We start from the raw sequence: 23,879 nt of genomic DNA, 5'->3' as shown, positions 1-23,879 counted from the left end.
GCTTCCGGTGCCGACGTGCGTTCACCGGGTGTCTTGACTACGACCGTAGCGCGTGTGGGGGGTTGTGCCGCGTACGCAACGCGCCCGGTCACCTCGAAGCGTGGTACTCGCTGGTCGCCGCGTGTTGCAGCCGCCTGCCCGGACAGGGCCGTACCGGAGCGTGGTTACGCTGGCCCGCGTGGGCAGACTGATCGTTATCGAAGGGCTCGACGGGGCGGGGAAGAACACACTCACGGATGCCTTGACGACCGCACTCCACGCGGCAGGCGCGAGCGTGTCCACGCTCGCCTTCCCCCGTTACGGCGAGGACATCCACGCCGACCTGGCGAGAGATGCGCTGCACGGCAGGCTCGGGGACCTCGCGGACTCGGTGAGCGGGATGGCGTTGCTGTTCGCGCTCGACCGGTACGGCGCCGCGGGCCGGATCCGCGCGGACCTCGACCGCTACGACGTCGTGCTGCTGGACCGCTACGTCGCCTCGAACGCGGCATACGGGGCGGCCCGGCTGCGTCAGGACGTCGACGGCGGGTTCGTCGAGTGGGTGCGGGAGCTGGAGATGGACCGGTTCGCCCTGCCCGAGCCGGACGCGCAGATCTGGCTTCGGGTACCCACCGACCTCGCCGCCGATCGCGCGCGGGACCGCGAGCGTGCGGACGGGGCCCGGGCGAGGGACGCCTACGAGTCGGACGCCGGCCTGCAGGAGCGCTGCGGGCAGGTGTACGGGCAGCTGGCCGAGCGCGCGTGGTTGTCGCCGTGGCACGTGCTGGACGGCGCCGAGCGGGTCGATGCCGAGGGGCTGGCCGCGTTACTGTGGCGGCCGGGTAGCGCGTACTAGTCCGATCGGACGAAGCTGCTGCCCCGTTCGGGAGCAGTTCTCGCACGTACGTGGGTCGTGCACTGCCGAGTCGGCGGCGAATGCGAACATGACCCCATGAAGGCACGCGTGCTCGTTGTCGATGACGACCCGGCTCTGGCCGAGATGCTCACCATCGTGCTTCGTGGTGAGGGATTCGAACCCACGGTTGTCTCCGACGGTACCCGGGCATTGCCCGCGCTGCGGGAGCTCAAGCCCGACCTCGTCCTGCTCGACCTGATGCTGCCCGGCATGAACGGTATCGACGTGTGCAAGGCGATCAGGGAGGAGTCGAACGTCCCTGTCGTCATGTTGACGGCCAAGAGCGACACCGTCGACGTGGTGCTTGGCCTGGAGTCCGGCGCCGACGACTACATCGTCAAACCGTTCAAACCCAAGGAGCTCGTCGCCCGGGTCCGGGCACGCATGCGCCGCACGGAGGTCGAGCCAGCCGAGACCCTGACCATCGGGGACCTGTCCATCGATGTGCCTGGGCACGAGGTAACCAGGGATGGCAAGCCCATCTCCCTGACCCCGCTGGAGTTCGACCTGCTCGTCGCGCTCGCGCGTAAGCCCCGGCAGGTGTTCACCAGGGAGGTGCTTCTGGAGCAGGTGTGGGGCTACCGGCACGCCGCGGATACGCGCCTGGTCAATGTGCACGTGCAGCGCCTGCGGTCCAAGGTCGAGAACGACCCGGAGCATCCGGAGGTCGTGTTGACCGTCCGCGGCGTGGGGTACAAGGCCGGTCCCCCGTAGGGTGGAAATGTGAGAGATCGGGCCGCCGACATGACGCGTGCAGTTGCCCGGCGGGTCGGCTGGCTGGGACGGGGAGCCCGGCGGCAGTGGTCCGGGATCGGCAGCCTGTGGCGCACATCCCTGCAGTTCCGGGTGACTGCCTCGACGCTCGCGCTGTCCTCCGCGGTGGTCTTCCTGCTGGGCATGGTGCTGCAGAACCAGATAACGACCCGACTGCTCGAGACCAAGGAAGCCGACGCCATCGAGCAGACGCGCGCGTCCTTGCAGGTCGCCGAGCAGGAGCTGGTCGGTATCGACGCCGACCCGGACACCCTCGGCGCCCGGTTGGAGAACGCGCTGACCCAGATCACCAGCACCGCTCCCGGTGGCGGTGACGCGTCGGGGTCGGCTGCGGGGGACTTCGAGCCGGTGCTCGCCAGCGGCGGCTCCGACCGGCCTGCCGAGGACACGGTCTCGGCGGGTGCCTACCACAAGGTCCCGGACGGCCTGCGGGAGTTCGTGGAGTCCGGGCTGGAAAGCACTCAGATCCACACGGTCGGTGGCGAGACGTACCTGATCGTCGGCGCCCCGATGACGTCCACGCCCCGCCAGCCCCAGCTCTACCTGCTGTTCCCGCTGGCCTCCGAGCAGAACACCGTGGCTACCGTGCAGAACACGCTGGTGTTCGGGGGTATCGTCCTGCTCGGTCTGCTGGCGGCGATCGCGAGCCTTGTGACCCGGCAGGTGGTGCTTCCGGTACGCAGGGCCGCCAACGCCGCCGGTCGGTTCGCCGAGGGGGAGCTGGACAAACGGCTGTCCGTTGTCGGCGACGACGACCTGTCCAAGCTGGCGATCTCGTACAACGAGATGGCCGCGAGTATCCAGCAGCAGATTCGCCAGCTCGAGGAGTTCGGGCAGCTGCAGCGCCGCTTCACCTCGGACGTCTCGCACGAGCTGCGCACCCCGCTGACCACCGTGCGGATGGCGGCCGACGTGCTCTACGCTTCCCGCGAGCAGTTCCCGGACGGGTTGTCCCGCTCCGCGGAGCTGCTCGTCGACGAGCTGGACAGGTTCGAGGCACTGCTGCGCGACCTGCTGGAGATCAGCAGACTGGATGCCGGGGTCGAGGAGCTGTCCGCGGAGAACATCGACGTGCGCACCCTCATCGAGCGGGTGTACGAGCAGGTCCACGGTCTGGCGGGCAGTGCGGGCAGCTCGATCGAGCTCGACCTGCCGGAGGACGAGGTCTACGGGGACGTGGACGCGCGCCGGGTGGAACGGATCCTGCGTAACCTGCTCGCCAACGCGGTCGACCACAGCGAGGGTTTGCCGGTGCGGGTGCAGCTGGCCGCCAACGACGAGGCGGTGGCGATCGCCGTGCGGGACTACGGTGTCGGGCTGCGTGTGGGCGAGGCCGAGCTGGTGTTCAGCCGGTTCTGGCGTGCCGACCCGTCGCGTAACCGGAGGACAGGCGGTACCGGGCTCGGGTTGGCGATCAGCCAGGAGGATGCCAGGCTGCACGGCGGCGAGCTCGTGGCCTGGGGGCTGCCCGGCTACGGCTCGTGTTTCCGGCTGACGTTGCCGCGTCGCATCGGGGAGAGCTTCGAGGTGAGCCCGCTCGGGTTGCCGCCGGACCCGCCGGAGGTGCCGGAGAACGTGGAGGGACCGACGGAGCCGCTCGCGCAGGTCCCGTCGGACGTCCCGGTCGCGGGCGTATCCAGCGTCACTGCCGCCGACGGGGAACTCACCCCCGACGGCTCCGGGAGCTCCGACCGCTCCGAGCCCGTCGCGCTGCTGGAGGCCGGGGAGACCGTCGAGGCGGCGGACGGCGACTCCGGTTACGCCGACGGCAGTACGGCTGACGTGCCGGAGGACCGTAGCGACAGTACGGGTGACGTGCCGGGGGATGACACCGACACGACCGGTGACGCCGGGGACGGGGACGGAACGGACCGGGAAGAGGTGGGGCGATGAGCGCGGTACCTGTCGAGGGCCTGCCCACCCGGGCACGCGCGGCACGGTGGATCGCCGTGGTGGTGGCCGTGGCCCTGCTGGGCGGGGCGTGTGCCAACGTGCCTCAGGAAACCCAGCCGCAGGCCATCGGTGAGGACGACACGCGAACCGGGGAGCAGGAGGAGCTCGAGGGCCCCGAGGACGATCTGTCGGCCACCGAGATCGTGCGCGGTTTCGTGGAAGCCAACGCGCGGTCGGCCGACCACGAGGCCGCTCGCCTGTACCTGGAGGACGAGTCGCGGGACACGTGGCGACCGTCCAGCAGCATGGTGATCCTGGACAGTTCGCCAGACACGGTCCCGGCGGGCTTCGAGGAACAACCCGGCGGGGAGAACGAGACGGCTGTGCTGTTGCGCGGTACGCAGATCGGGACGTTACGCGGTGACGGCTCGTTCGACCCGATGCGCAGGGACTACGAGCGGGTCATCCGGTTGCGCCAGCAGCCGAACGGGCAGTGGCGCATCGTCGACCCGCCGAGTGAGGTCATGACCACCGAGGATGAGTTCACTGCCAACTACCTGCGGGTCCCGTTGTATTTCTTCGCTCCGGACAGCGACGTGCGCGTACCGGACCCGCGGTACCTGCCGCGCAGGCCGCAAGCCGGGCAACCGAGCAAGGTGATCGACCTGTTGCTGGAGGGGCCCTCCGGGTCGTTGCGCTACGCCGTGGACAACCCGCTCGGTGAGGACGTGACCACCGAGACGAACGTGACGGGATCGCCGGACGGCGCGCTGGTCGTCCCGCTGGCCGGGGTGCGAGGCATGAGCGACGAGACCAGGGAGCGTATCGCCGAGCAGGTCGTGATGTCGCTGGACAACGTGACATCCAGCCGTGTCCGGCTGCGAGCGGACGGGGCGCCGCTCATCGAGGGCAACGAGGACCTCCGCCGCGCGGATATGCCGGACGCCTCCCCGCTGATCGTGCCGAGTTCCGACCTGCCGGGAATGTCGGTCGTCAGCGGCTCGCTGCACTCGCTCGGTACCGGCGGACCCGTGCCGGGGCCCGCGGGCGAAGGTGAGTACGACCTGGTCAGCGCCGGCCAGTCGCTGGACGGGGAGCAGCTTGCCGCCGTCGAGCGCCGCGACGACGGGGTGCACCTGCGTGTCGGGCCGGTCAGCGGTGACCTGCAGCGCGTCGAGCTCGAGGGAACGGTCCTGACACGGCCCACGTGGTGGCCCACGCTGACCGAGGACGCTGTCAGCAACGAGGTGTGGACGGTGCAGGACGGCGAGAAGGTCGTGCGGGTGGTCCAGACGCAGCAGGGCACCTGGACACCACTGACGGTGGACTCCAGCGAGCTGGCCCCGTTCGGCGAGATCAGCGGGCTCCGGCTGTCCAGGGACGGCACGCGGGCAGCCGTGGTCACCGAGGACGGTCTGGTGATCGCGGGCGTGGAGCGGGAGGAGAACTCGGTCGCGTTGCGCAACCCCCGGGTGATCCGGGAGGGCAGGCTGGTCGACGTCACCGATGTCGACTGGATGGCCCAGGACACGCTCGCGGTGGCGACCGAATCGGAGTCCCGCCCGGTGGCGCAGGTCAGTGCGGACGGGTTCCGTATCGACTCCTTCCGGGACACGAACCTGTCCCCACCGGTCCACGCGATCACGGCGGCACCGGGTCGCTCGATCGTGGTCTCGGACGTGCTCGGACAGTGGGTCACCTCGGATGTCGGCGACGTGTGGCAGCAGCACCCGAACTCGGAAGGAGCGGGTTCGCTCGCGAAACCGTTCTACCCCGGCTGAGGCGCCCGTCGCGGACGCGGCCGGGCGTGTCGGTACCGGCTGGCAGGGTCCGGACCGTGCTAGATCCGCTGCCGTCCCTGAGGCGCGCGGCCACGGCCGCGCTTGACCTCGTGCTGCCGGCGTCCTGCGCGGGCTGTGGCCGGCACGGTGAGCCGTGCTGCTCGCGGTGCCGCCAGGCGCTGCTCGACCCGGCTCCGCTGTCCGGCGAGCCGGGCCGGCGGGTGCCGTCCGGGTCCGGTGTCCCGGGGTACGCGCTCGCCGGTTACCGGGGAGCGCCGCGCCGGATCCTGCTCGCCTGCAAGGAGGGTGGCCGGCGTGACCTCGCCCCGGTGCTGGGTGAGGTGCTGGCGGAAGCCTGCGTGGCACTCTCGCTGACCGGCGACCGGGACGCCGCGGCGACTCTCCTGCTGGTCCCCGCACCGTCCCGCTCCTCGGCCGCGCGGGCGCGGGGCGGGAGCCACGTCCTGCGTCTCGCGCGGCATGCCGTGGCGGTGCTCGACCGGGGCGGGCATCCGGCGTCGCTGGCCCCTGTGCTGCGGCTGGGGCCGGGAGCGCTGGACTCGGTCGGGCTGGACAGGGCGCAGCGTACGGCCAATGTCGCTGGCAGGGTCTCGGTCACCGGCGGCTGGCGGTGCGCGGCCGGGGCTCGGGTCGTGCTTGTCGACGACGTGGTGACCACCGGAGCCACGGCGGCGGCATGTGTGCGGGCACTGCGCGAAGCCGGTGCCGGCGACCTGGCGGTGCTCGGCATGACCGCGGTCGGGCACTGAGCCGGCACCCGGCGTGGCCATCAGCAAGCCTGTCGAGTGATATGCCCGCCGGGGGCCTGGCGTCGGCCGGCCGGATCCCTCGCCGTTGTCCGGAACGATAACTACCCGCTGTGCGTTGTACGGGTATGCGGCACGCTACGCCCCTCGATACGGCGAAATTCGCCGGTGACTGCTCCGGTCGGGGTGGGAGCAGAACGGGCCGGTTTGCGGGCAGCGTCTTCGATCGATGGGCCGATCCAGTGAAGCGTCTCCTGACGCAATGGTTCGTTTCGGGGAACTTCCGGTTCCGAATCGTGGCTCTCCGCAGCTCCGCCGGCGCATCACTCATCCGCGGATATCCCCCGGCTCGGGGGCTGTCGAAAACGTCGCTTGGCGGCTAACGTGCAGCGCTATCAGGTAGTACACCGACCGCAGGGAGGTGACAAGTCGATGTCCCCGTGCCGGTCGTTCGAGCCGACTCCCGGCTTGGTGTCACGGACCGGCACAACTCTCCAATCCGAAGCAATCTCGCGATCATTCAGCGAGGAGGTCGTGTATGGACATCGTCGTGAAGGGCCGCAACGTTGAGGTGCCTGATCACTATCGGACCCATGTCAGCGATAAGCTGACCAGGCTCGAACGGTACGACAGGAAGGTGACCCGCTACGAGGTCGAGCTTTTCCACGAACCGAATCGCCGCCAGTCGAAGAAGTGCCAGCGCGTCGAGATCACGGGCAAGGGTAAGGGAGCGCCGGTCCGCGCTGAGGCCTCGGCGGCCGACTTCTACTCCGCGCTCGATTCCGCGGTGAACAAGCTGGAGAACCGGATGCGCCGGATGCACGACCGGCGGCGCGTGCACTACGGTCGTCGCCGTGCCGAGTCCGTCGCAGAAGCGACCTCGGTCGCGGCCGCGGGAGAGTCGGCCCCGTTCGCCAACGGGCGGAGGCCGGCGGCGCCGACCGCGGTTCTCGAGTCACCGTCGCCGGTCGACGTGGCGTCCGAAGCCGAGACGGCCGGGCACGACACGGAGCTCTCTGAAGTCGATGTTCCTGAGCAGCGCTGGGACGACGGCCTTGTCGAGCACGTACCGGGGCGCATCGCCCGCGAGAAGCAGCACTCGGCCGACCCGATGACGGTGGACCAGGCACTCTACGAGATGGAGCTGGTCGGTCACGACTTCTACCTGTATCAGGACGCCGACGCCGGCAAGCCCAGCGTCGTCTACCGGAGGAAGGGCTTCGATTACGGTGTGATCCGTCTCGGCTAGCCGGCACGCTCGGATACCGGACGTCGCACCACAATTCACCTGTACATCACGGCTGCCCCGGGACGATCGTCCCGGGGCAGCTCGTGTAGCGGCGCCCGGCGGTGTTGTGCCCGGAGGGGTCCGCACGGCGGTCGGTGTCACACTGTCCAGGGCGGCAGGCGTATGCATCGGTGCCGTGCGGTTGCCTACGATGGGAACGAAGGGCGCGACCGGGCGGACGGCCGAGAGACCACCGGCCGCTGCCGAAGGCACACCAACGAAAACAGCGAGGTCGAACCGGAATGGTTTTGAGCCGCCTGCTCCGTGCGGGTGAGGGAAAGCTGGTCAAGAAGCTGCGACGCATCGCTGACCAGGTCAACGCCCTCGAACAGGACGTCAAGGGTCTGTCGGACGCCGAGCTGCAGGCCAAGACGGAGGAGTTCCGCAAGCGGCACGAGTCCGGTGAGTCCCTCGACGACATGCTGCCGGAGGCGTTCGCCGTCGCCAGGGAGGCCTCCCAGCGGGTGCTGGGGCAGCGGCATTTCGATGTCCAGGTCATGGGGGGTGCCGCGCTGCATCTCGGCCAGGTCGCCGAGATGAAGACCGGTGAAGGCAAGACGCTGACCTCGGTGCTCGCCTGCTATCTCAACGCGATCTCGGACAACGGCGTGCACGTCGTCACCACCAACGACTACCTCGCCAAACGTGACTCCGAATGGATGGGCCGCGTCTACCGATTCCTGGGGCTCGACGTCGGGGTGATCATGGCGCAGATGCCTCCCAAGCAGCGCAGGGAGGCCTATAACGCCGACATCACCTACGGCACGAACAACGAGTTCGGCTTCGACTTCCTGCGCGACAACATGGCGTGGAGCCTGGAGGAGTGTGTCCAGCGCGGGCACAACTTCGCGATCGTCGACGAGGTGGACTCGATCCTGATCGACGAGGCGCGTACCCCGCTGCTCATCTCCGGGCCCGCGGACCAGTCCTCGCGGTGGTACAACGAGTTCGCGCGGCTGGCTCCGATGATGTCCCGCGATGTCCATTACGAGGTGGACGAGCGCAAGCGAGCGATCGGTGTCACCGAGGCCGGCGTGGAGTTCATCGAGGACCAGCTCGGCATCGAGAACCTCTACGAGTCGGCGAACACCCCGCTGGTCGGCTATCTCAACAACGCCATCAAGGTCAAGGAGCTGTACCAGAAGGACAAGGACTACATCGTCCGCAACGGTGAGGTCCTCATCGTCGACGAGTTCACCGGCCGCGTGCTCGCCGGTCGCCGGTTCAACGAGGGCCTGCACCAGGCGATCGAGGCCAAGGAAGGCGTCGAGATCAAGGCCGAGAACCAGACGCTGGCCTCGATCACGTTGCAGAACTACTTCCGGCAGTACGACAAGCTCGCCGGCATGACCGGCACGGCCGAGACCGAGGCCGCGGAGTTCCACCAGACCTACAAGCTCGGCGTGACCCCCATACCGACGAACCGGCCGATGATCCGTGTCGACCAGCCGGACCTGATCTACAAGTCCGAGGACGCCAAGTTCGAGGCCGTCGCCGCCGACATCGACCAGTGCTACCGCAGGGGTCAGCCGGTGCTGGTCGGCACGACCAGTGTGGAGCGCTCCGAGCACCTGTCCAAGCTGCTGGTCAAGCGCGGGGTGCCGCATGAGGTGCTGAACGCCAAGCAGCACGGCAAGGAAGCCTCGATCATCGCGCGGGCGGGCCGCAAGGGAGCCATCACCGTCGCCACCAACATGGCTGGTCGCGGTACGGACATCGTGCTCGGCGGCAACCCGGACATCATCGCCGACGAGGTGCTGCGGGAACGGGGCCTCGACCCGGTCGAGCACTCCGAGGAGTACGAGGCCGCCTGGCCGAAGGTGCTCGAGGAGGTCTCCGCGCGGTCCGAGGCCGAAGCCGACGAGGTGCGCGAGCTCGGCGGGCTGTACGTGCTCGGTACCGAGCGGCACGACGCCCGGCGTATCGACAACCAGCTGCGTGGCCGCTCCGGCAGGCAGGGTGACCCCGGCGAGTCGCGCTTCTATCTCTCCCTCGGCGACGACCTGATGCGGCGGTTCAACGCGGGCATGGTCGAGCGGGTCATGCGGACCATGCGGCTGCCCGACGACATGCCGATCGAGCACAAGATGGTCACCAAGGCCATCAAGAGTGCGCAGACGCAGGTCGAGCAGCAGAACATGGAGATCCGCAAGAACGTCCTCAAGTACGACGAGGTCATGAACCGCCAGCGCAAGGTCATCTACTCCGAGCGGCGGCGGGTACTCGAGGGCGAGGATCTGCGCGAGCAGGCGCGGCACATGCTGCGCGATGTCGTGACCGAGTACGTCACTTCCGAGACGAGCGAGGGCTACGCCGAGGACTGGAACCACGAGCGCCTGTGGACGGCACTCAAGGGGCTCTACCCGGTGTCGGTGACGTGGGACGAGCTGTGCGAGAAGCATCCCGAGCTGGACGGCAAGGTGTTGCTCGAGGAGTTGCTCGACGACGCCATGGCCGCCTACGAGCGCCGCGAGGCCGAGGTCGACGCCGTGGTCGGCGAGGGCGGTATGCGCGAGCTCGAGCGGCGCGTCGTGCTGTCGGTGCTGGACCGCAAGTGGCGCGAGCACCTCTACGAGATGGACTATCTCAAGGAGGGCATCGGCCTGCGCGCGATGGCCCAGCGCGACCCGGCGATCGAGTACCAGCGCGAGGGCTTCGACATGTTCCAGGCGATGCTGGAGTCGCTGAAGGAAGAGACCGTCGGTTACCTGTTCAACCTGCAGATCGAGAAGGCGGAGCCGGACCAGGTGGCGCCGGAGGAGGTAACCGAGGTCCCTGCCGCAGGGGGCTCGGGCGACGGCAAGGCGGCACAGGGCGGCAAGCACGCCACGCCGCCCCCGCCGCAGCCCCAGGCCGAGGACGAGAGCGTGCCTGCGGCCCTGCGCGGTAAGGGTCTCGACAACCGGAGCGACCGCGCGTTGACCCTGTCCGGCCCGGACGAGTCCGGTGACGTGAGCAAGCGTGGAGCCGGCTCCGAACGGGACGGCTCCACGGCGGGTGCCGGTGGCGCCGGCTCGGGTAGCAGGCGGGAACGCCGGGCTGCGGCGCGCGCGCAAGCCAAGAAGGGCAAGAACCGCGCGCGGCGGTGAGCGGCGATGTCCGAGCCAGGGTCGTGCGGACGCCGTCCCCGTAACAAGGCGGGCCGTGCGAGCGCATCAGGTGGGCATCAGGCGGCCCGGTGCGCCCGCGACCTCGCGTAACCTGCCGCCGGGGGCAGGAGGACGTCGAAGCCGGTACACAGCCAGCCGTGCCACCGGGCGTCGAGCCGGGTGAGCAGCGCGAACGCGTGCGTGCGCCCGTGCGCGGTCGCGCAGACCTCGAGCGCACGCACCCCGCACCGTTGCTGGTGCACAGTACCGAGTACGTACCGGCGTTCGGGTGGTACCCGAGGACGTGCCTGCCACTTCCGGACGACCGGCTCGCTGAGCCGGCTGCGTAACCGGGCGACGTAGCGTTGGCCGGTGGCCACCTCGATGAGTGCGGTGAGCAGGCTACGCAGCTCGGGCTGGGCAGGAGGGTCGGGGATGCCCGGCGCCTCGCCGGTCGTGGCGTCTCCCGTCGTGGCGGGACCGCCGTGCCCGGCGGACGCCGTGGCGAGCGGCAGCACCAGCTGGTCCTGGTGGCGCGGGGTGGCCTGCGGCGCGACGCGATACGGCTCGCAGGCGTCGAGCGGCCGGACGAGCGGTGTCTCACGTGCCTGCCTTGCTGTCTGGGACATGTGCGTACCTCCCGGTTCCGGGTGCCGATGACGGTTCGTCACCTTCTAGAGCCGGAGCGTGTTCCGTCCGGTCACGGCCGCACCGAGTGGGTGAAAGCGGAAGGCCGGCGCGCTCAGCCTCGCGCGTAGGTGCCCCGCCCGTCGCGGCGTGCGACCTCGAAGCAGAGCACGGCGGCGGCAGCGGAGACGTTCAACGACTCGACGTCGCTGTGCATCGGGATGGACAGCCAGCCGGTGACGCGCTCCCGGACCGGCTCGCTGATGCCGGTCGACTCGCCGCCGAGGACGAATGCGGCCTTCGGCGGCAACGTCGTCTCGTACAGCGAGCGGCCGTTGTCCGCGCGCAGCGCGAGCAGCTCGAACCCGGCATCGGAGAGGGTGCCCGCGGCTTCGGCCGCCGTGGCGCAGCGCAGTACCGGCGCCCGGAAGGCGACGCCCGCGGAGGCCTTGACCACGAGCGGGTCCAGTGAGGCGACTCCCCTGCGCGGCACGACGATCCCGTCGATGCCGGCCGCGGTCGCGGTGCGCAGGATCATCCCGAGGTTGGCCGGCGTCGTCACGCCGTCGACGAGCAGGACGCGTGCGGGACCGCCCGGGGCGTCGAGCGCGCCTGCCAGCGGCCGCATCCGCGGCGCGACGACGTCGGCGAGCACGCCCTGGTCCTGCCTGCCGTTGCCGGCGAGAACCTTGACCCGGTGCGCGCTGGCGGTGTCCACGCGCACGCCGCGTGACGCCGCGGCCCTGCGGATCTGGTGCACGCCGCGGGCGGACTCGGCGATGATCACTTTGTCGACAGCGAGCTCGTCGTCGGTGAGCACCTCGAGCACGGGCTTCCTGCCGTACACGGTGATGAAGCGATCCTTGGGCGAGCCACTGTCCGTCACCACCCCAGCATCTCACGTGTGCTGAATGACGCTTTCAGTCCCGCAGATGGGCTGAAAGCGTCATTCAGCCTTCCGTTTGGTGAGCGGGTGGGCGTAGGTGGCCGGGTGGTGTGTCAGGATCGGGTACATGCCCGATCGTCTCTCCGCGATTGACGCCGCGTTCCTGTATATGGAGGACGCGTCGACGCCGATGCATGTCGGAGGTCTCGCCGTCTTCGACCGACCGGCTGCGGGCTTCGACTTCGGCGATGTGCTCGCGCTGGTCCGCCAACGTCTGGTCTACTTGCCGCGGTACCGGCAGCGGGTGGTGTCCGTTCCGGGGAACCTGGCCCGCCCCGTCTGGGTCGACGACGTCGATTTCGACCTCAGCTACCACGTGCGGCGCTCGGCCCTTCCGGAACCGGGCTCGGATGCGCAGCTGTACGAGCTCGTCGCCCGGTTGATGTCGCGGCCGCTCGACCCTGGGCGTCCACTGTGGGAGATCTACTTCGTGGAGGGCCTGGCGGACGGCCGGATCGCGCTTGTGACCAAGACGCACCAGGCAGTCGTCGACGGTATCGGCACGGTCGAGCTCGGTCAGCTGATCCTCGACTCGGTGCCGACCGATGCCGAGCCCGTCGACGAGCTGTGGGAGCCGCGGCACGAGCCGAGCAGGACGGAGCTCGTCGCGGACGCGCTCGGCGAGCGGGTACAGCAGCCGGGGTTGCTCATGGAGAACGCTCGCTCGGTGGCCTCCGATGCCGTGAACACGATCGGCAAGGTCGCGGGTGCCGTCGGTGACGTCGCCTCGGCGTTGCGCACCGTGATCCGCCCGGCCCCGGCCTGCCCGCTGAACGTCGAGGTCTCCGGCGGGCGGGTCTTCGCGGGCGTGCGTACCCGGCTGGCCGACTACCGGGAGATCCGTAAGAGGCATGGGGGCACGATCAACGATGTCGTGCTCGCGGCGATCAGCGGGGCGCTGCGGGAGTGGATGCTGACGCGTGACACGCCGCTGACGCAGGACAGCACCGTGCGAGCGCTCGTCCCGCTCGCGGTGGTCGACCCCAACACGATGGCGTACTCCTCGGCGGGGATCGTGGGCAACGAGGTGGCACCGCACCTGGTGGACCTGCCGGTCGGGGAGAGCGATCCGGTCGTGCGCCTGCAGCACATCAGCTACGCGATGGGTGAGCACAGGGACTCGGGTCGCTGGGTAGCGGCGCGTAGCCTGCTCAGGGTCGGTGGCTTCGCGCCGCCGACCCTGCATTCCCTCGGGGCGAGGACCGCGGGAACACTGTCGGACAGGATCTTCAACCTGGTGATCACGAACTCGCCCGGGCCGCAGGTGCCGATGTACGCCGGGCGTGCACCGATGACGGAGATGTTCCCGATCGTGCCGCTGGTGCCCAACCACGCACTCGCCGTCGGTGTGACGTCCTACGACGGTGGTGTCTACATCGGATTGAACGGTGACCGTAAGGCGGTGCACGACATCGAAGCTTTCGCGACCATGTTGGAGGAATCAGTGGAGGAGCTCCGGGAGACCCTGCGATGAGGGTGTACCTGCCAGCGACGATCGCCATGCTCAGCGAGCTCAGCTCCAGCGGTGAATTCCTGCCCGTCAACGGCACGGCCTTCGCGGTGACGCCCGCGTTGCGGGAGTTCTACACCAGCGGCTCGACCGAGGAGCTCGAGTACGCGGCCCTGCTGGAGGCGGCGCGCGCCTCGCTGCGACTGATCGCCAGCGAGCGGGACGTGGCCGACGAGCGGACCCCGGTTCGCACGCGCCGCGTCGTGGTCTCGGCGGACCTGGACGACGTGACGGTTCGCTCGGACCTCGATGACGCCGTGGTGCGGTTGTCCGGGTCGGTACCGATGACGGCGGTGGCCGCCGTGCACGTCGACACCGCGGAGGCGGAGCCGGCGGTGAGCGTGGCCGCCGAGGTGGTGGACTCGGCCGACCTCGGCGACCAGGATGCCGAGCTGGCGCTCGGCGACGTGGAGGATCACGAGCTCGCCTGGTACGCGCCGCAGGAAGTGCCGTTCCTGCTGGAGCTGATGTAGCGGGGCGACGTTCGTGGCCCGCGAGGGGAGGGCATGGGCCGGTGGTTCGTGTCACGATAGACGTATGAACCCGTTCGAGGGTCGCGCACCGATGGTGCGCCCCCGTCCCGGGCGGGTTCGCCAGATCCGATATCGAGGACAACGGCCCACAAGGCTCATCACCACCCTCGGGAGGCGAACGAACCATGGACGCGATCACGTCCGTTCCCACTCCTCGTAACGAACCGGTGTACACCTACGCACCGGGGAGCGCAGAACGCGAATCGTTGCAGCGCACGTTGGCCGAGCTGGCTTCGGAGAAGCGGGAGCTGCCGCAGACCGTCGGCGGTACGAAGCGCATGGCACGGGGCGAACCGTTCAACGTCGTCGCCCCGCACGAGCACGGTCATGTGCTCGGCTCCTGTGCGCAGGCAAGCGACCAGGATGTCGCGGATGCCGTCCGTGCGGCCAACGACGCCGCACCCGCGTGGCGGGAGTTGCCGTTCGACGAGCGGGCTGCCGTCTTCTTGCGCGCGGCTGACTTGATGTCGGGAGCGTGGCGTGACACGCTGAACGCCGCGACGATGCTCGGCCAGTCGAAGTCGGTTCACCAGTCGGAGATCGACGCGGTGTGTGAGCTGGTGGACTTCTTGCGGTTCAACGTGCACTTCGCGCGGCGCATCCTCGCCGAACAGCCGATCTCGGTACCCGGCACCTGGAACCGGGCGGAGTACCGGTCGCTGGAAGGCTTCGTCACGGCGATCACGCCGTTCAACTTCACGGCGATCGCCGGGAACCTGCCGACCGCCCCCGCCCTGATGGGCAACACGGTCGTATGGAAGCCGACGCCGACGCAGCAGCTCGCCGCGCATTTCACCATGCGGATCCTGGAGGCGGCAGGCCTGCCGCCCGGCGTGATCAACATGGTGACCGGCGACGGCGCCGCCGTCAGCAGGGTGGCGCTCGCGGATCCGGATTTCGCGGGATTGCACTTCACGGGGTCGACAGCGACGTTCAAGATGCTGTGGCGCACGATCGCCGACAACCTGGACGCCTACCGTTCCTACCCGCGAATCGTGGGTGAGACCGGTGGAAAGGACTTCATCGTCGCCCACCCGTCGGCGCATGTGGACAAAGTCGTGACGGCGATCGTCCGTGGTGCCTTCGAGTATCAGGGACAGAAGTGCTCCGCCGCTTCGCGGGTCTACGTGCCACGGTCGTTGTGGGACAGCGGACTGCGTGAGCAGCTCGCCGACGTCGCCAAGACCATCAGCTACGGCGACGTTCGGGACTTCTCGAACTTCGGCGGTGCTGTCATCGATCACCGCGCGTTCGCCAAGCACCAGGCGCTACTGTCTCGTGTGGATAGTGACCCCGACCTGGAGGTTCTGGTAGGCGGATCGTGTGACGACTCGGTCGGTTACTTCGTGGAGCCGACGGTGCTCACCTGTACCGACCCGCATCACGAGGTGTTCGCCACGGAGTACTTCGGTCCGATCGCGGCCGTGTACGTCTACGACGATGCCGAGTACTCCAGTGTTCTTCACCTCGTGGACTCCACGGCACCGTACGCGCTGACCGGTGCGGTGTTCGCCGACGACCGGGATGCCGTTGCCGAGGCGCACCGGGTGTTGCGGTACGCGGCGGGGAACTTCTACGTCAACGACAAGCCAACCGGTTCGGTGGTCAACCAGCAGCCGTTCGGTGGTGCGCGGGCTTCGGGCACCAACGACAAGGCCGGTTCGCTGTTCAATATGGTCCGCTGGACGAGCCCGCGGGCGATCAAGGAGAACTTCGACGCGCCGACCGACCACACCTACCCGCACATGGGGTGATGCGGTGCGTCGCGGTGGCACCGGCCGGCCGGGTCGGTGCCACCGCGACACCCGCTCGGTGGCCGGGCGTCGCGGCCGGGCCACCGAACCCAGGGCGTGTCTCTCAACCCCGCGTACCTGCTGCGCGGGGCCGGCGGAGCGCCTCGCTGCGTTCTCGACCGTGCTCGTCCCTACCGGGTGAAGACCACTACCGGCGGCTCCGCCAAGTGCGACCCGATGCGAGGCACTCCGCTGATCCCCGCTCGTCGCGACGGAGGGGATCAAGAGACACGCGCTACCGGGCTACTCCTCGAACTCTTCGAGGTCTTCGAAGTTCTCGGCGTCGCCCGTGCTCGGCTGGGGCATCTCGCCGACCTGGTCCTCGGGTGGTGCCTCGATCTCCACGGGCTCACCCCAGTCGCTGTAGGTCATGGTCATCGAGGCCTCCGCCATCTCCGGAGGCACATCCTCGCCGTGCTGTTCGGCCATCGCCTGCATGAACGGCCCCATGTCGGCGACGAACTTCACGGGAAGGTCGTCGCCGTTCATCCAGAGCTCGATCGGCAGCGTGCCCAGCTCGACGCCCGACATCTCGTCGCCGAGCTCGCCGCTGAGGTCGGCCGCGTACCGCTCGACGAGCTGCTCGGCATCGACGTCGATGGCGTAGTAGGTCACCGGCTCGCCGTCCAGCTCCGCGTCCTCGTCGGTATCGGTGATCTCGCCGGACTCCTGGAGCAGCTCGATCATGTGCCGGGGGTCGTTCTGCTCGAGCAGGGCCTCGTCCATCATGGGCGAGTCCCCGAGAGGCATCTCGATCCACGGCTTGTCCGGGTCCGCCCGCATGCCGGGTCCGGATCCCATCTCCTCCGGCATGTCCGGCATCTTCATGTACATCGTCTCGTCGATCAGGCGGACCTCGAAGTCCATGTCCATGGCGTTCATGGTCATCGCCATGGCGGTGTCGGCGCCCTCGAATCGCCCCTCGCCGGATGCCTCCATGGCCATCATGCCCATGTCCATGTTCATGGTGAAGCTCGCCGAGTTGTGCTCGGCCGTGCTCTCGCTTGCCGCTCCCGCCAGCGCCTGGACGTCGGTGAAAGCCGCTGATCCTTGGCCGACGGCGCCACCGTCGCAGGCGCCGAGCACCACGGCGCAGGCGACCGCCCCGGTTGTCACGAGTGGTTTACGCATCGAATCTCCAAGTCGGTTGGTCGAGGCCCCAGGGCCCCCGTACGGTCGTCGCTACTCCGAGCCCCGCCCGGCCGCGTCGCCCTGTCCAGGGACGATACTCGTTCTCGTCGAGCCGTGAGACAATCCGGGCGGATCGGGTCACGGACAACCATTCAGACATGTTCTATCACTCGGACGAATGAGGGTCGTACGGAGTTCCGCGCTACGTTCGCCGAGCGCGCGTCAGTCGTGTTCGCCGGGATCCGCCCCTGACCGGGAACGCAGCAACCTGCGCAGCGAGTTCAACCGGCCTGCTGTCGCCGCACCGCCGGTGACGACCGAGTCGAGCGCGCAGTCGGGGTCCTCGCCGGAGGCATCGCCGCCGAGATGCCCGCAGCCGGGTTTGCACTCCTCGGCGGCCTCGGCGAACTCGGGGAAGGCCGACACGATGTCGCTCGGCGTGACGTGCGCGAGACCGAACGAGCGGACGCCTGGCGTATCGATGATCCAGCCACCGTGCGGCAGTGGAAGGGCGACGGCGGTGACCGAGACGTGCCTTCCCTTGCCCACCGCGCTGACCTCTCCCGTGCGCAGGTCGGCGTCCGGTACGAGCCGGTTGACCAGCGTGGACTTGCCGACCCCTGAGTGGCCGACGAGCGCGGAGACACGCCCGGTGAGGATCTCGTCGAGCTCGGCGATGTCCGCGTCGTGCCGTGTGACGACGACGGGAAGGTCGAGCTCGGCGAAGCGTTCGAGTACCGGGCCCGGCTCGGCCAGATCGGCCTTGGTCAGGCACAGCACCGGCCGCAGGCCGCCGGTCAGGCAGGCCACCAGGCACCGGTCGATGAACCCGGTACGTGGCGCGGGTTCGGCCAGCGCGGTCACGATCAGCAACTGTTCGGCGTTGGCGACGACGACCCGCTCGTACGGATCGGTGTCGTCTGCCGTCCTGCGTAGCACGCTGCTTCGCTCGTCGACCCGGACGATGCGCGCGAGTGTGCCGGGCTGACCGCTGGTGTCGCCGACGACGCGGACCTGGTCGCCCACCACGATCGGTGTCCGCCCGAGCTCCTTGGCGCGCATCGCGGTGACGGTGTGCCGCGGGTCCCCGTCGATCGCACAGGTCCACCGGCCGCGGTCGACGGCGACGATCAGGGCGCGGGCGGCGTCGGAGTGGTCGGGTCGGCGCTTGCTTCGCGGGCGTGACCCCTTGCCGGGGCGTACCCGCACGTCGGATTCGTCGAAGCCGTGCCAGTCCGTGCTCCGCAACGCGTCGCCTCATTCCGTACTCAGGACGTCCCCGCCGATGATCCCGTACCGGTCGCGGGCTGACCACTCGTGGTCAGGTTGCGAGTTGGCTCGCACACACCGTGTGGACGTGCGAGGATGGGGTCACGCACGGCTTGTGGCCGGGCATGTGGCTGGGGAGGCGAGCGACGGCGGCTGCTCCGGTGCCTGGGTGGTCGACGAGGAGGCTGGCGATGTGCGGACGGTACGCGGCGACAAAGGACCCTGCCACCATCGCGCGCGAGTTCGACGCACTCGACGAGGTCACGGACACGGAGGCCGCGCCCGGGCCGAGCTACAACGTGGCGCCGACACGGCCGGTGACGACGGTGGTCCGGCGGCATCCCCGTGCCGAGGACGGCACTGTCCTGACCACCGAGGCCGCTTCGCGCCGGGTACGCGGGATGGTGTGGGGCCTGGTCCCGTCCTGGGCGAAGGATCCGTCGATCGGCCAGCGAATGATCAACGCCCGTGCCGAGACCGTGGCGACCAAGCCGGCGTTTCGCAAGGCCGTGGCCCGGCGGCGCTGTCTCGTCCCTGCGGACGGCTGGTTCGAATGGCTGCGCGGATCCGGGGAGGGTCGGCGGCCGGCCAAGCAGCCGTACTACATGACGGCGCGCGACGGCACGTCGCTGGCGTTCGCGGGCATCTGGGAGACCTGGCGTGACCCGGAGCTGCCTTCCACGGCGTCGCCGACCGTGACCTGCTCGGTCCTGACGACCGATGCGGTCGGTGCGCTCGCCGATATCCACCACCGGATGCCGCTGCTGATGCCGCCGCATCTCTGGGACGAGTGGCTGGATCCGGACTCCGGCGACGTCGCCGAGCTGCTGGCGCCGCCCGCTGCCGATGTCGTCGAGCGGCTGGAGATACGTCCGGTCTCCGAGCGGGTGGGCAACGTGCGCAACAACGGACCCGAGCTGATCGAGCGGATCGACGTCGACGGTGCCCAGCAGCGGGCCCAGCAGCACGCCCAGCAGCAGGTGCCGCTGTTCGATACCGGTGGAACAGGGATGCCATGACGACCACGATGATCGATACCAGGCACGGGCAGGCGCGTGCCGAGCTGCACTGTGCGGAGGAGGGCAGCGCGGCCTTGCTGCTCGGGCACGGGGCGGGTGGCAATATCGATGCCAAGGACCTCGTCGTGGTCACCCGTGCCGCCCACGACGCAGGGGTGCATGTCGCGCTCGTCGAGCAGCCCTACCGGGTGGCGGGCCGTCGAGCGCCCGCTCCGGCAAGGCAGCTGGACGAGGCCTGGTTGACCGTCGCCGACGAGCTGGGACAGCACTGGTTCGACGGCATGCCGATGGTGTTCGGCGGCCGGTCCTCGGGCGCCAGGGTGGCCTGCCGCACCGCGGCCGACGGTGCGGCCGTTGCGGTGCTGTGCCTGGCATTCCCGCTCCGCCCTCCCGGCAAGGGACCCAACGGCGGCAGCAGGCAGGGTGAGCTGGATGCCGTTGAGGTCCCGACCCTGGTCGTACAGGGCGAGCAGGATCCGTTCGGGGTGCCCCAGGCCCGCAGGCACCACGAGATCGTGACCGTCTCCGGCAACCACTCGCTCGACTCCGACCTCGACGCGGTCGGGCGCGCTACCGGCGAATGGCTCGGCAGGGTGCTACGTCCCCTCGTGTGATGCCCCGGCGCCGGCCGCGGGTGCGTGTGCCGTCACGTCGCGGGCGCAGCTACCGGGCGTACTCGCCGTGGAGGCGCCACCAGGCGTAGGGTGGCTCTTGCGGCCATCCCTCCGGCGAGTCCTCCCAGGTCTCCTGCCTGCCGAGCGGGGTGAGGTCGAGCAGAGTCCAGGTCGTGCCGAGCGTTTCCACTCCGCGGCCGGACGTGTGATACGTGCGGTAGATCTCGCCGTCCTGCCGGAGGAACACGTTCACCGCGAAGCCGGTCCCCTGCCCGAGCTCGGCGTAGAAGTCGTTGCCATGGGCGGAGTACCACGGAACGGTCCACCCCATCCGCTCGGCGAACGGCGCGATCTCCGCGTAGGGAGCGGGCGACATCAGCACAAGCGACGTGTCACGCGCGTTCAGGTGCGCCAGGTGGGGCAGGTTGTCGACGAACATGGAGCATCCCTCGCAGCGATGCTCCGAACCCGGCTCGAACATGAAGTGATAGACGATCAGCTGCCTGCGCCCGTCGAACAGGTCCGCCAGACTCGCCTGGCCGTCCTTGCCGGTGAAGGTGTGATCACCCGATACAGGTGTCATCGGCAGCCTGCGCCGTTTGGCGGCCAGTGCGTCGAGAAGTCGTGTCGCCTCCTTCTCCTCGGACAGGAGTGCGTCACGGGCTCGCTCCCACTCGGCGTGCGAGACGACCCGCGGGCGGTTCATCCGAGGCTCCCTCCCCCATGCGGCGGTGGTGGACGTACGCTCCGGAACCGTGTGGCGCGATGCCCCGGCCGCGGGCCACCACCCGTACCGCGAGCCGGAGCCGGTACTGGCCGACCACCGGGCGTGGGCGCATTGTGGCACAGGTAACGGCGCCAGGGACGTCGTGGATCGTGCCGCGGTCCGGTCGCGGGGAATGTGCCGTACGAGCGCGGTGTTGTACCGGGCATGCCGACGCTGACCGAGACCGTGCCGAGTGAGGCAAGCCCCGAGACGACCCCCGCACCGGAGACGCGACCGGGCGCTTCCGAGGCGAGCAGCGTATCCTCAGCGACGTATGCGTACCCCATTATGGCCGCGTCGCGACGTGCCCGCCGTCAGGTGTGGTGGTCCGGTACCGGCGCGGAATCGGGAGGAGCCGGTTTGGCTGATGAGGGCCGACAGGACGATGCCGAGCTCATCGAACGTTTCGAGCGTGACGCGATGCCGTTGCTCGATCAGCTCTACTCGGCTGCCATGCGGATGACCCGCAACCCGGCGGATGCCGAGGATCTCGTCCAGGAGACGTACCTGAAGGCCTACCGCGCGTTCGGGACGTTCAAGGCCGGTACGAACCTCAAGGCTTGGATGTACCGCATCCTGACCAACACCTACATCAACGGGTACCGCAAGCGGCAGCGCCAACCGGCCGAGCAGCCGACCGAGGAGATCCAGGACTGGCAACTCGCGCAGGTGGCCGGGCACACGTCGGGCGGCTTGCGCTCGGCGGAGGTCGAGGCGCTGGACAACCTGCCGGACACCGACGTCAAGGATGCACTCCAGCGGCTTCCCGAGGATTTCCGGCTCGCGGTATATCTCGCGGATGTGGAAGGCTTCGCATACAAGGAGATCGCCGAGATCATGGAAACTCCGATTGGCACCGTGATGTCGAGGTTGCATCGTGGGCGCGGTCAGCTACGCGAGCTGCTCGCTGACACCGCCCGCGAACGGGGATTCATCCGGGATTCGCGCGCGGAGGTGACGCGATGACCAGCGACAGCTGTGGCAGCCAGGACGGGCCGGACTGCACGGAGGTCCTCGCCGAGGTGTACCGGCTGCTCGACAGGGAGTGCCCCCAGGAGCACGAGGCCGAGCTGCGCAAGCACCTGGAGGAGTGCCCGCCGTGTCTCGAGCAGTACGGGATTTCCGAGCAGCTCAAGCAGCTGCTGGCGCGCAAGTGCGGCGGGGAGCACGCGCCGGACGGGCTCAAGGACCGGCTCCGGGAGACCATTCGTACGACGGTGGAGGAGCGGTCCGGCACCGATATCGGGGATGTGCCAGAACGCACCAGCAGCACTGAATAGCGGGATCGTCCCCGCGGGCGGGGCGCGCGGGCAGAGCCGAGCCGTGCCCGGCACGCCCCACCCGAACCGGCCGGTCTAGGAGTGCGGCTTCTTGCCGTGGTTGGCGGCGTTCTTCTTCTTCATCCGCCGCTTGCGCGTGCGTTTGGACACAGTGCCTCCTAACTCGGCCACATCACCACCGCGGGTGTCGGCCGGTGTCGCGTTCCGCGTCTGCAGCACAGCTGAGCCGGCTCGCGGGCCCGGATCGCCGCTGTGCCGGCCGACCGAGGACCCGTGAGCCCGGCCCAGTCTGGCATGCCGGCGGCGTGCTGGCGAGCCGTGTGGGGGTGGGCCTGCCGGTTTGATTGGATGGGGAGGTGTCCACGCTTGCCGATCTGCTCGCCGAGCACACGGGCCTGTCCGGGGAAGCAGCCGATCACCTGCAGACGGTCGTCGCCGAGTGGCAGCTGCTCGCCGATCTGTCGTTCGCCGACTTCCTCATGTGGGTGCCGATCTACGGCAACGAGGAGGGGCGCGTAGACAGCGGTACGGAGTTCGTGTGTGCCGCCCAGGCACGCCCCACCACCGGGCCGACGGCGCACCCGGAGGACGTCGTCGACACGCGCCTGACGATTACCGACTACCCGCAGCTGGCGCGGGCGATCCGGGAGGTGCGCATCTTCCGGGAGGAGGATCCGCACTGGTTACACGACGTGCCGATGCGCAGGGAAGCGATCCCGATCTCGTTCCGGGGGCAGGTCATCGCCGTGCTGAGCCGGGAGTCCACGCTCGTCACGCCGCGCGTGCCCAGCTCTCTCGAGATCGCCTATCTCGGCAGTGCCGCGGACCTGTGCCAGATGATCGCCGACGGGAGCTTCCCGAACCCCGAGTCGCTGACCGGCGTGCACACCAGCCCGCGGGTGGGAGACGGTTTCATCCGGCTGGACGGGTCCGGGACCGTGGTCTTCGCGAGCCCGAACGGTCTGTCCGCCTATCACCGGATGGGGCACGAGGCCGACCTGGTCGGTGAGCGGTTGGTCCCGCTCACGAAGTCCCTGATCGCCGACCCGTTCGATGCCACCGAGATCGCGCATCGCATCCACGACGCGCTCGAGGGGCGGCCAGGGAGCCGCGCGGAGGCCGAGTCGCGGCCCGGTGCGGCCGTGCTTTTCCGGGCGATACCGCTGCGCCCGTCCGGGGTGGCTGCGGGGGCGCTGGTTCTGGTGCGGGACGTGACCGAGGTCAAGCGCCGGGATCGTGCGCTGCTCAGCAAGGACGCGACGATCCGGGAGATCCACCACAGGGTCAAGAACAACCTGCAGACCGTCGCCACACTGCTGCGCCTGCAGTCCCGCCGTACGTCGAGCACGCAGGCACGGCAGGCGCTCGAGGAGTCGGTGCGGCGGGTCTCGTCGATCGCGATGGTGCACGAGTCGTTGTCGGTATCCGTGGACGAGCGGGTGGACCTCGATCACCTGCTGGACAAGGTGCTGCCGATGCTCGGCGAGATCACCACAGCGGAGTCGCCGCTGCAGCTGAGCAGGGAGGGATCGTTCGGGGTCGTGGTCGCCGACATCGCGACGCCCCTGGTGATGGTGCTGTCCGAGCTGGTGCAGAACGCTGTCGAACACGCCTTCCCGGAGGGGAGCGCGGGAAAGGTGATCGTGCACGCGCGGCGGTCGGCCCGGTGGCTGGATGTCACGATCTCCGACGACGGCCGTGGCCTTCCCGACGACTTCTCCGTGGAGACCGCGGACGGGCTGGGACTGCAGATCGTGCGTACCCTGGTGACGTCCGAGCTGCGCGGGTCACTGTCGATCAGTGCGCGCGAGCCGCACGGAACCCAGGCTTCGGTCCGGATCCCCCTGGTGCGCAGGCTCTAGTACGCCACGCGCTGTCCGGCCCGTCGGGGACCTGTGCGATAC

At 69.2% G+C, this 23,879-nt stretch carries 21 protein-coding genes; 15 read left to right on the top strand and 6 right to left on the bottom strand.

All coding sequences use genetic code 11. The features are described from left to right. The first annotated feature begins 178 nt into the window (after positions 1-178). The 7 genes from H0B56_RS07445 to secA all read left to right on the top strand — a co-directional run bounded on the left by H0B56_RS07445 (position 179) and on the right by secA (position 10,487). A complete protein-coding gene (locus H0B56_RS07445; protein ID WP_180892170.1) occupies positions 179-835 on the top strand; it encodes a dTMP kinase in 657 nt (218 codons plus the stop codon). Positions 836-931: 96 nt separating this feature from the next. After that, on the top strand, positions 932-1,609 hold the full coding sequence (mtrA, locus tag H0B56_RS07440) for an MtrAB system response regulator MtrA (RefSeq protein WP_089299706.1): 678 nt from the start codon (positions 932-934) through the stop codon (positions 1,607-1,609). A gap of 30 nt (positions 1,610-1,639) precedes the next feature. Further along, entirely contained in the window at positions 1,640-3,562 is a 1,923-nt protein-coding gene (gene mtrB / locus H0B56_RS07435) for an MtrAB system histidine kinase MtrB (RefSeq protein WP_180892402.1), read from the top strand. Continuing rightward, positions 3,559-5,343 carry an LpqB family beta-propeller domain-containing protein gene (locus H0B56_RS07430; RefSeq protein WP_180892169.1) on the top strand — a complete coding sequence of 595 codons (1,785 nt, stop codon included), beginning with the start codon at positions 3,559-3,561 and terminating at the stop codon, positions 5,341-5,343. The genes mtrB and H0B56_RS07430 overlap by 4 nt, the downstream gene beginning before the upstream one ends. Positions 5,344-5,399: 56 nt before the next feature. Beyond that, positions 5,400-6,113, top strand: coding sequence for a ComF family protein (locus H0B56_RS07425; protein WP_343063794.1), 714 nt, complete (start codon positions 5,400-5,402; stop codon positions 6,111-6,113). 535 nt (positions 6,114-6,648) lie between these two features. After that, complete coding sequence (gene hpf / locus H0B56_RS07420; RefSeq protein ID WP_180892168.1) at positions 6,649-7,359, top strand: ribosome hibernation-promoting factor, HPF/YfiA family; 711 nt, start codon at positions 6,649-6,651, stop codon at positions 7,357-7,359. Between the two features lie 281 nt (positions 7,360-7,640). Continuing rightward, positions 7,641-10,487 (top strand): preprotein translocase subunit SecA, encoded by a 2,847-nt coding sequence (gene secA, locus H0B56_RS07415; protein ID WP_180892167.1) that lies wholly within the window; start codon positions 7,641-7,643, stop codon positions 10,485-10,487. 77 nt (positions 10,488-10,564) lie between these two features. Here secA and H0B56_RS07410 read toward each other — a convergent pair whose 3' ends face one another. Beyond that, positions 10,565-11,116 (bottom strand): Rv3235 family protein, encoded by a 552-nt coding sequence (locus H0B56_RS07410; RefSeq protein WP_180892166.1) that lies wholly within the window; start codon positions 11,114-11,116, stop codon positions 10,565-10,567. Positions 11,117-11,229: 113 nt separating this feature from the next. Beyond that, the gene (locus H0B56_RS07405; protein ID WP_425484503.1) at positions 11,230-12,000 is read right to left on the bottom strand and encodes a TrmH family RNA methyltransferase; all 771 of its coding nucleotides are present in this window, start codon (positions 11,998-12,000) and stop codon (positions 11,230-11,232) included. Between the two features lie 127 nt (positions 12,001-12,127). On the opposite strand from H0B56_RS07405, the gene H0B56_RS07400 reads away from it, so the two are divergent. The 3 genes from H0B56_RS07400 to pruA all read left to right on the top strand — a co-directional run bounded on the left by H0B56_RS07400 (position 12,128) and on the right by pruA (position 15,857). Then, the gene (locus tag H0B56_RS07400; RefSeq protein WP_180892164.1) at positions 12,128-13,534 is read left to right on the top strand and encodes a WS/DGAT/MGAT family O-acyltransferase; all 1,407 of its coding nucleotides are present in this window, start codon (positions 12,128-12,130) and stop codon (positions 13,532-13,534) included. Beyond that, positions 13,531-14,043: a DUF6912 family protein gene (locus H0B56_RS07395; RefSeq protein ID WP_180892163.1), complete on the top strand. Its 513-nt coding sequence runs from the start codon at positions 13,531-13,533 to the stop codon at positions 14,041-14,043. Before H0B56_RS07400 ends, H0B56_RS07395 begins: the two co-directional genes overlap by 4 nt. A gap of 185 nt (positions 14,044-14,228) precedes the next feature. Next, a complete protein-coding gene (pruA, locus tag H0B56_RS07390; protein ID WP_180892162.1) occupies positions 14,229-15,857 on the top strand; it encodes an L-glutamate gamma-semialdehyde dehydrogenase in 1,629 nt (542 codons plus the stop codon). Between the two features lie 282 nt (positions 15,858-16,139). Here the strand turns inward: pruA and H0B56_RS07385 are convergent, their stop codons facing one another. Together H0B56_RS07385 and rsgA are read right to left on the bottom strand one after the other, a co-directional pair. Continuing rightward, entirely contained in the window at positions 16,140-17,027 is an 888-nt protein-coding gene (locus H0B56_RS07385) for an SCO4651 family lipoprotein (protein ID WP_180892161.1), read from the bottom strand. Between the two features lie 222 nt (positions 17,028-17,249). Then, entirely contained in the window at positions 17,250-18,275 is a 1,026-nt protein-coding gene (gene rsgA, locus H0B56_RS07380; RefSeq protein WP_180892160.1) for a ribosome small subunit-dependent GTPase A, read from the bottom strand. A 212-nt stretch (positions 18,276-18,487) separates the two neighbouring features. Here rsgA and H0B56_RS07375 point away from each other — a divergent pair, with 212 nt between their 5' ends. Both H0B56_RS07375 and H0B56_RS07370 read left to right on the top strand, forming a co-directional pair. Further along, positions 18,488-19,315, top strand: a complete 828-nt coding sequence (locus tag H0B56_RS07375) for an SOS response-associated peptidase (protein WP_180892159.1) — start codon at positions 18,488-18,490, stop codon at positions 19,313-19,315. After that, complete coding sequence (locus H0B56_RS07370; protein WP_180892158.1) at positions 19,312-19,929, top strand: alpha/beta hydrolase family protein; 618 nt, start codon at positions 19,312-19,314, stop codon at positions 19,927-19,929. Before H0B56_RS07375 ends, H0B56_RS07370 begins: the two co-directional genes overlap by 4 nt. A 49-nt stretch (positions 19,930-19,978) precedes the next feature. Here H0B56_RS07370 and H0B56_RS07365 read toward each other — a convergent pair whose 3' ends face one another. Beyond that, positions 19,979-20,635, bottom strand: coding sequence for a DUF899 domain-containing protein (locus H0B56_RS07365; RefSeq protein ID WP_180892157.1), 657 nt, complete (start codon positions 20,633-20,635; stop codon positions 19,979-19,981). A gap of 420 nt (positions 20,636-21,055) precedes the next feature. Here H0B56_RS07365 and H0B56_RS07360 point away from each other — a divergent pair, with 420 nt between their 5' ends. Continuing rightward, positions 21,056-21,661, top strand: a complete 606-nt coding sequence (locus H0B56_RS07360) for a sigma-70 family RNA polymerase sigma factor (protein WP_246360913.1) — start codon at positions 21,056-21,058, stop codon at positions 21,659-21,661. Further along, entirely contained in the window at positions 21,658-21,975 is a 318-nt protein-coding gene (gene rsrA / locus H0B56_RS07355) for a mycothiol system anti-sigma-R factor (RefSeq protein ID WP_180892156.1), read from the top strand. Before H0B56_RS07360 ends, rsrA begins: the two co-directional genes overlap by 4 nt. 75 nt (positions 21,976-22,050) lie before the next feature. On the opposite strand, the gene H0B56_RS23600 is transcribed toward rsrA, so the two are convergent. Beyond that, entirely contained in the window at positions 22,051-22,125 is a 75-nt protein-coding gene (locus tag H0B56_RS23600; protein ID WP_425432264.1) for a 50S ribosomal protein bL37, read from the bottom strand. 206 nt (positions 22,126-22,331) lie between these two features. Here H0B56_RS23600 and H0B56_RS07350 point away from each other — a divergent pair, with 206 nt between their 5' ends. Beyond that, a complete protein-coding gene (locus tag H0B56_RS07350; protein WP_180892155.1) occupies positions 22,332-23,837 on the top strand; it encodes a histidine kinase N-terminal domain-containing protein in 1,506 nt (501 codons plus the stop codon). The last annotated feature ends 42 nt before the right edge of the window (positions 23,838-23,879 follow it).

Source organism: Haloechinothrix aidingensis (genome assembly GCF_013450155.1).
GTDB lineage: Bacteria > Actinomycetota > Actinomycetes > Mycobacteriales > Pseudonocardiaceae > Haloechinothrix > Haloechinothrix aidingensis.
This window is presented reverse-complemented; position numbering and strand designations above follow the sequence as displayed.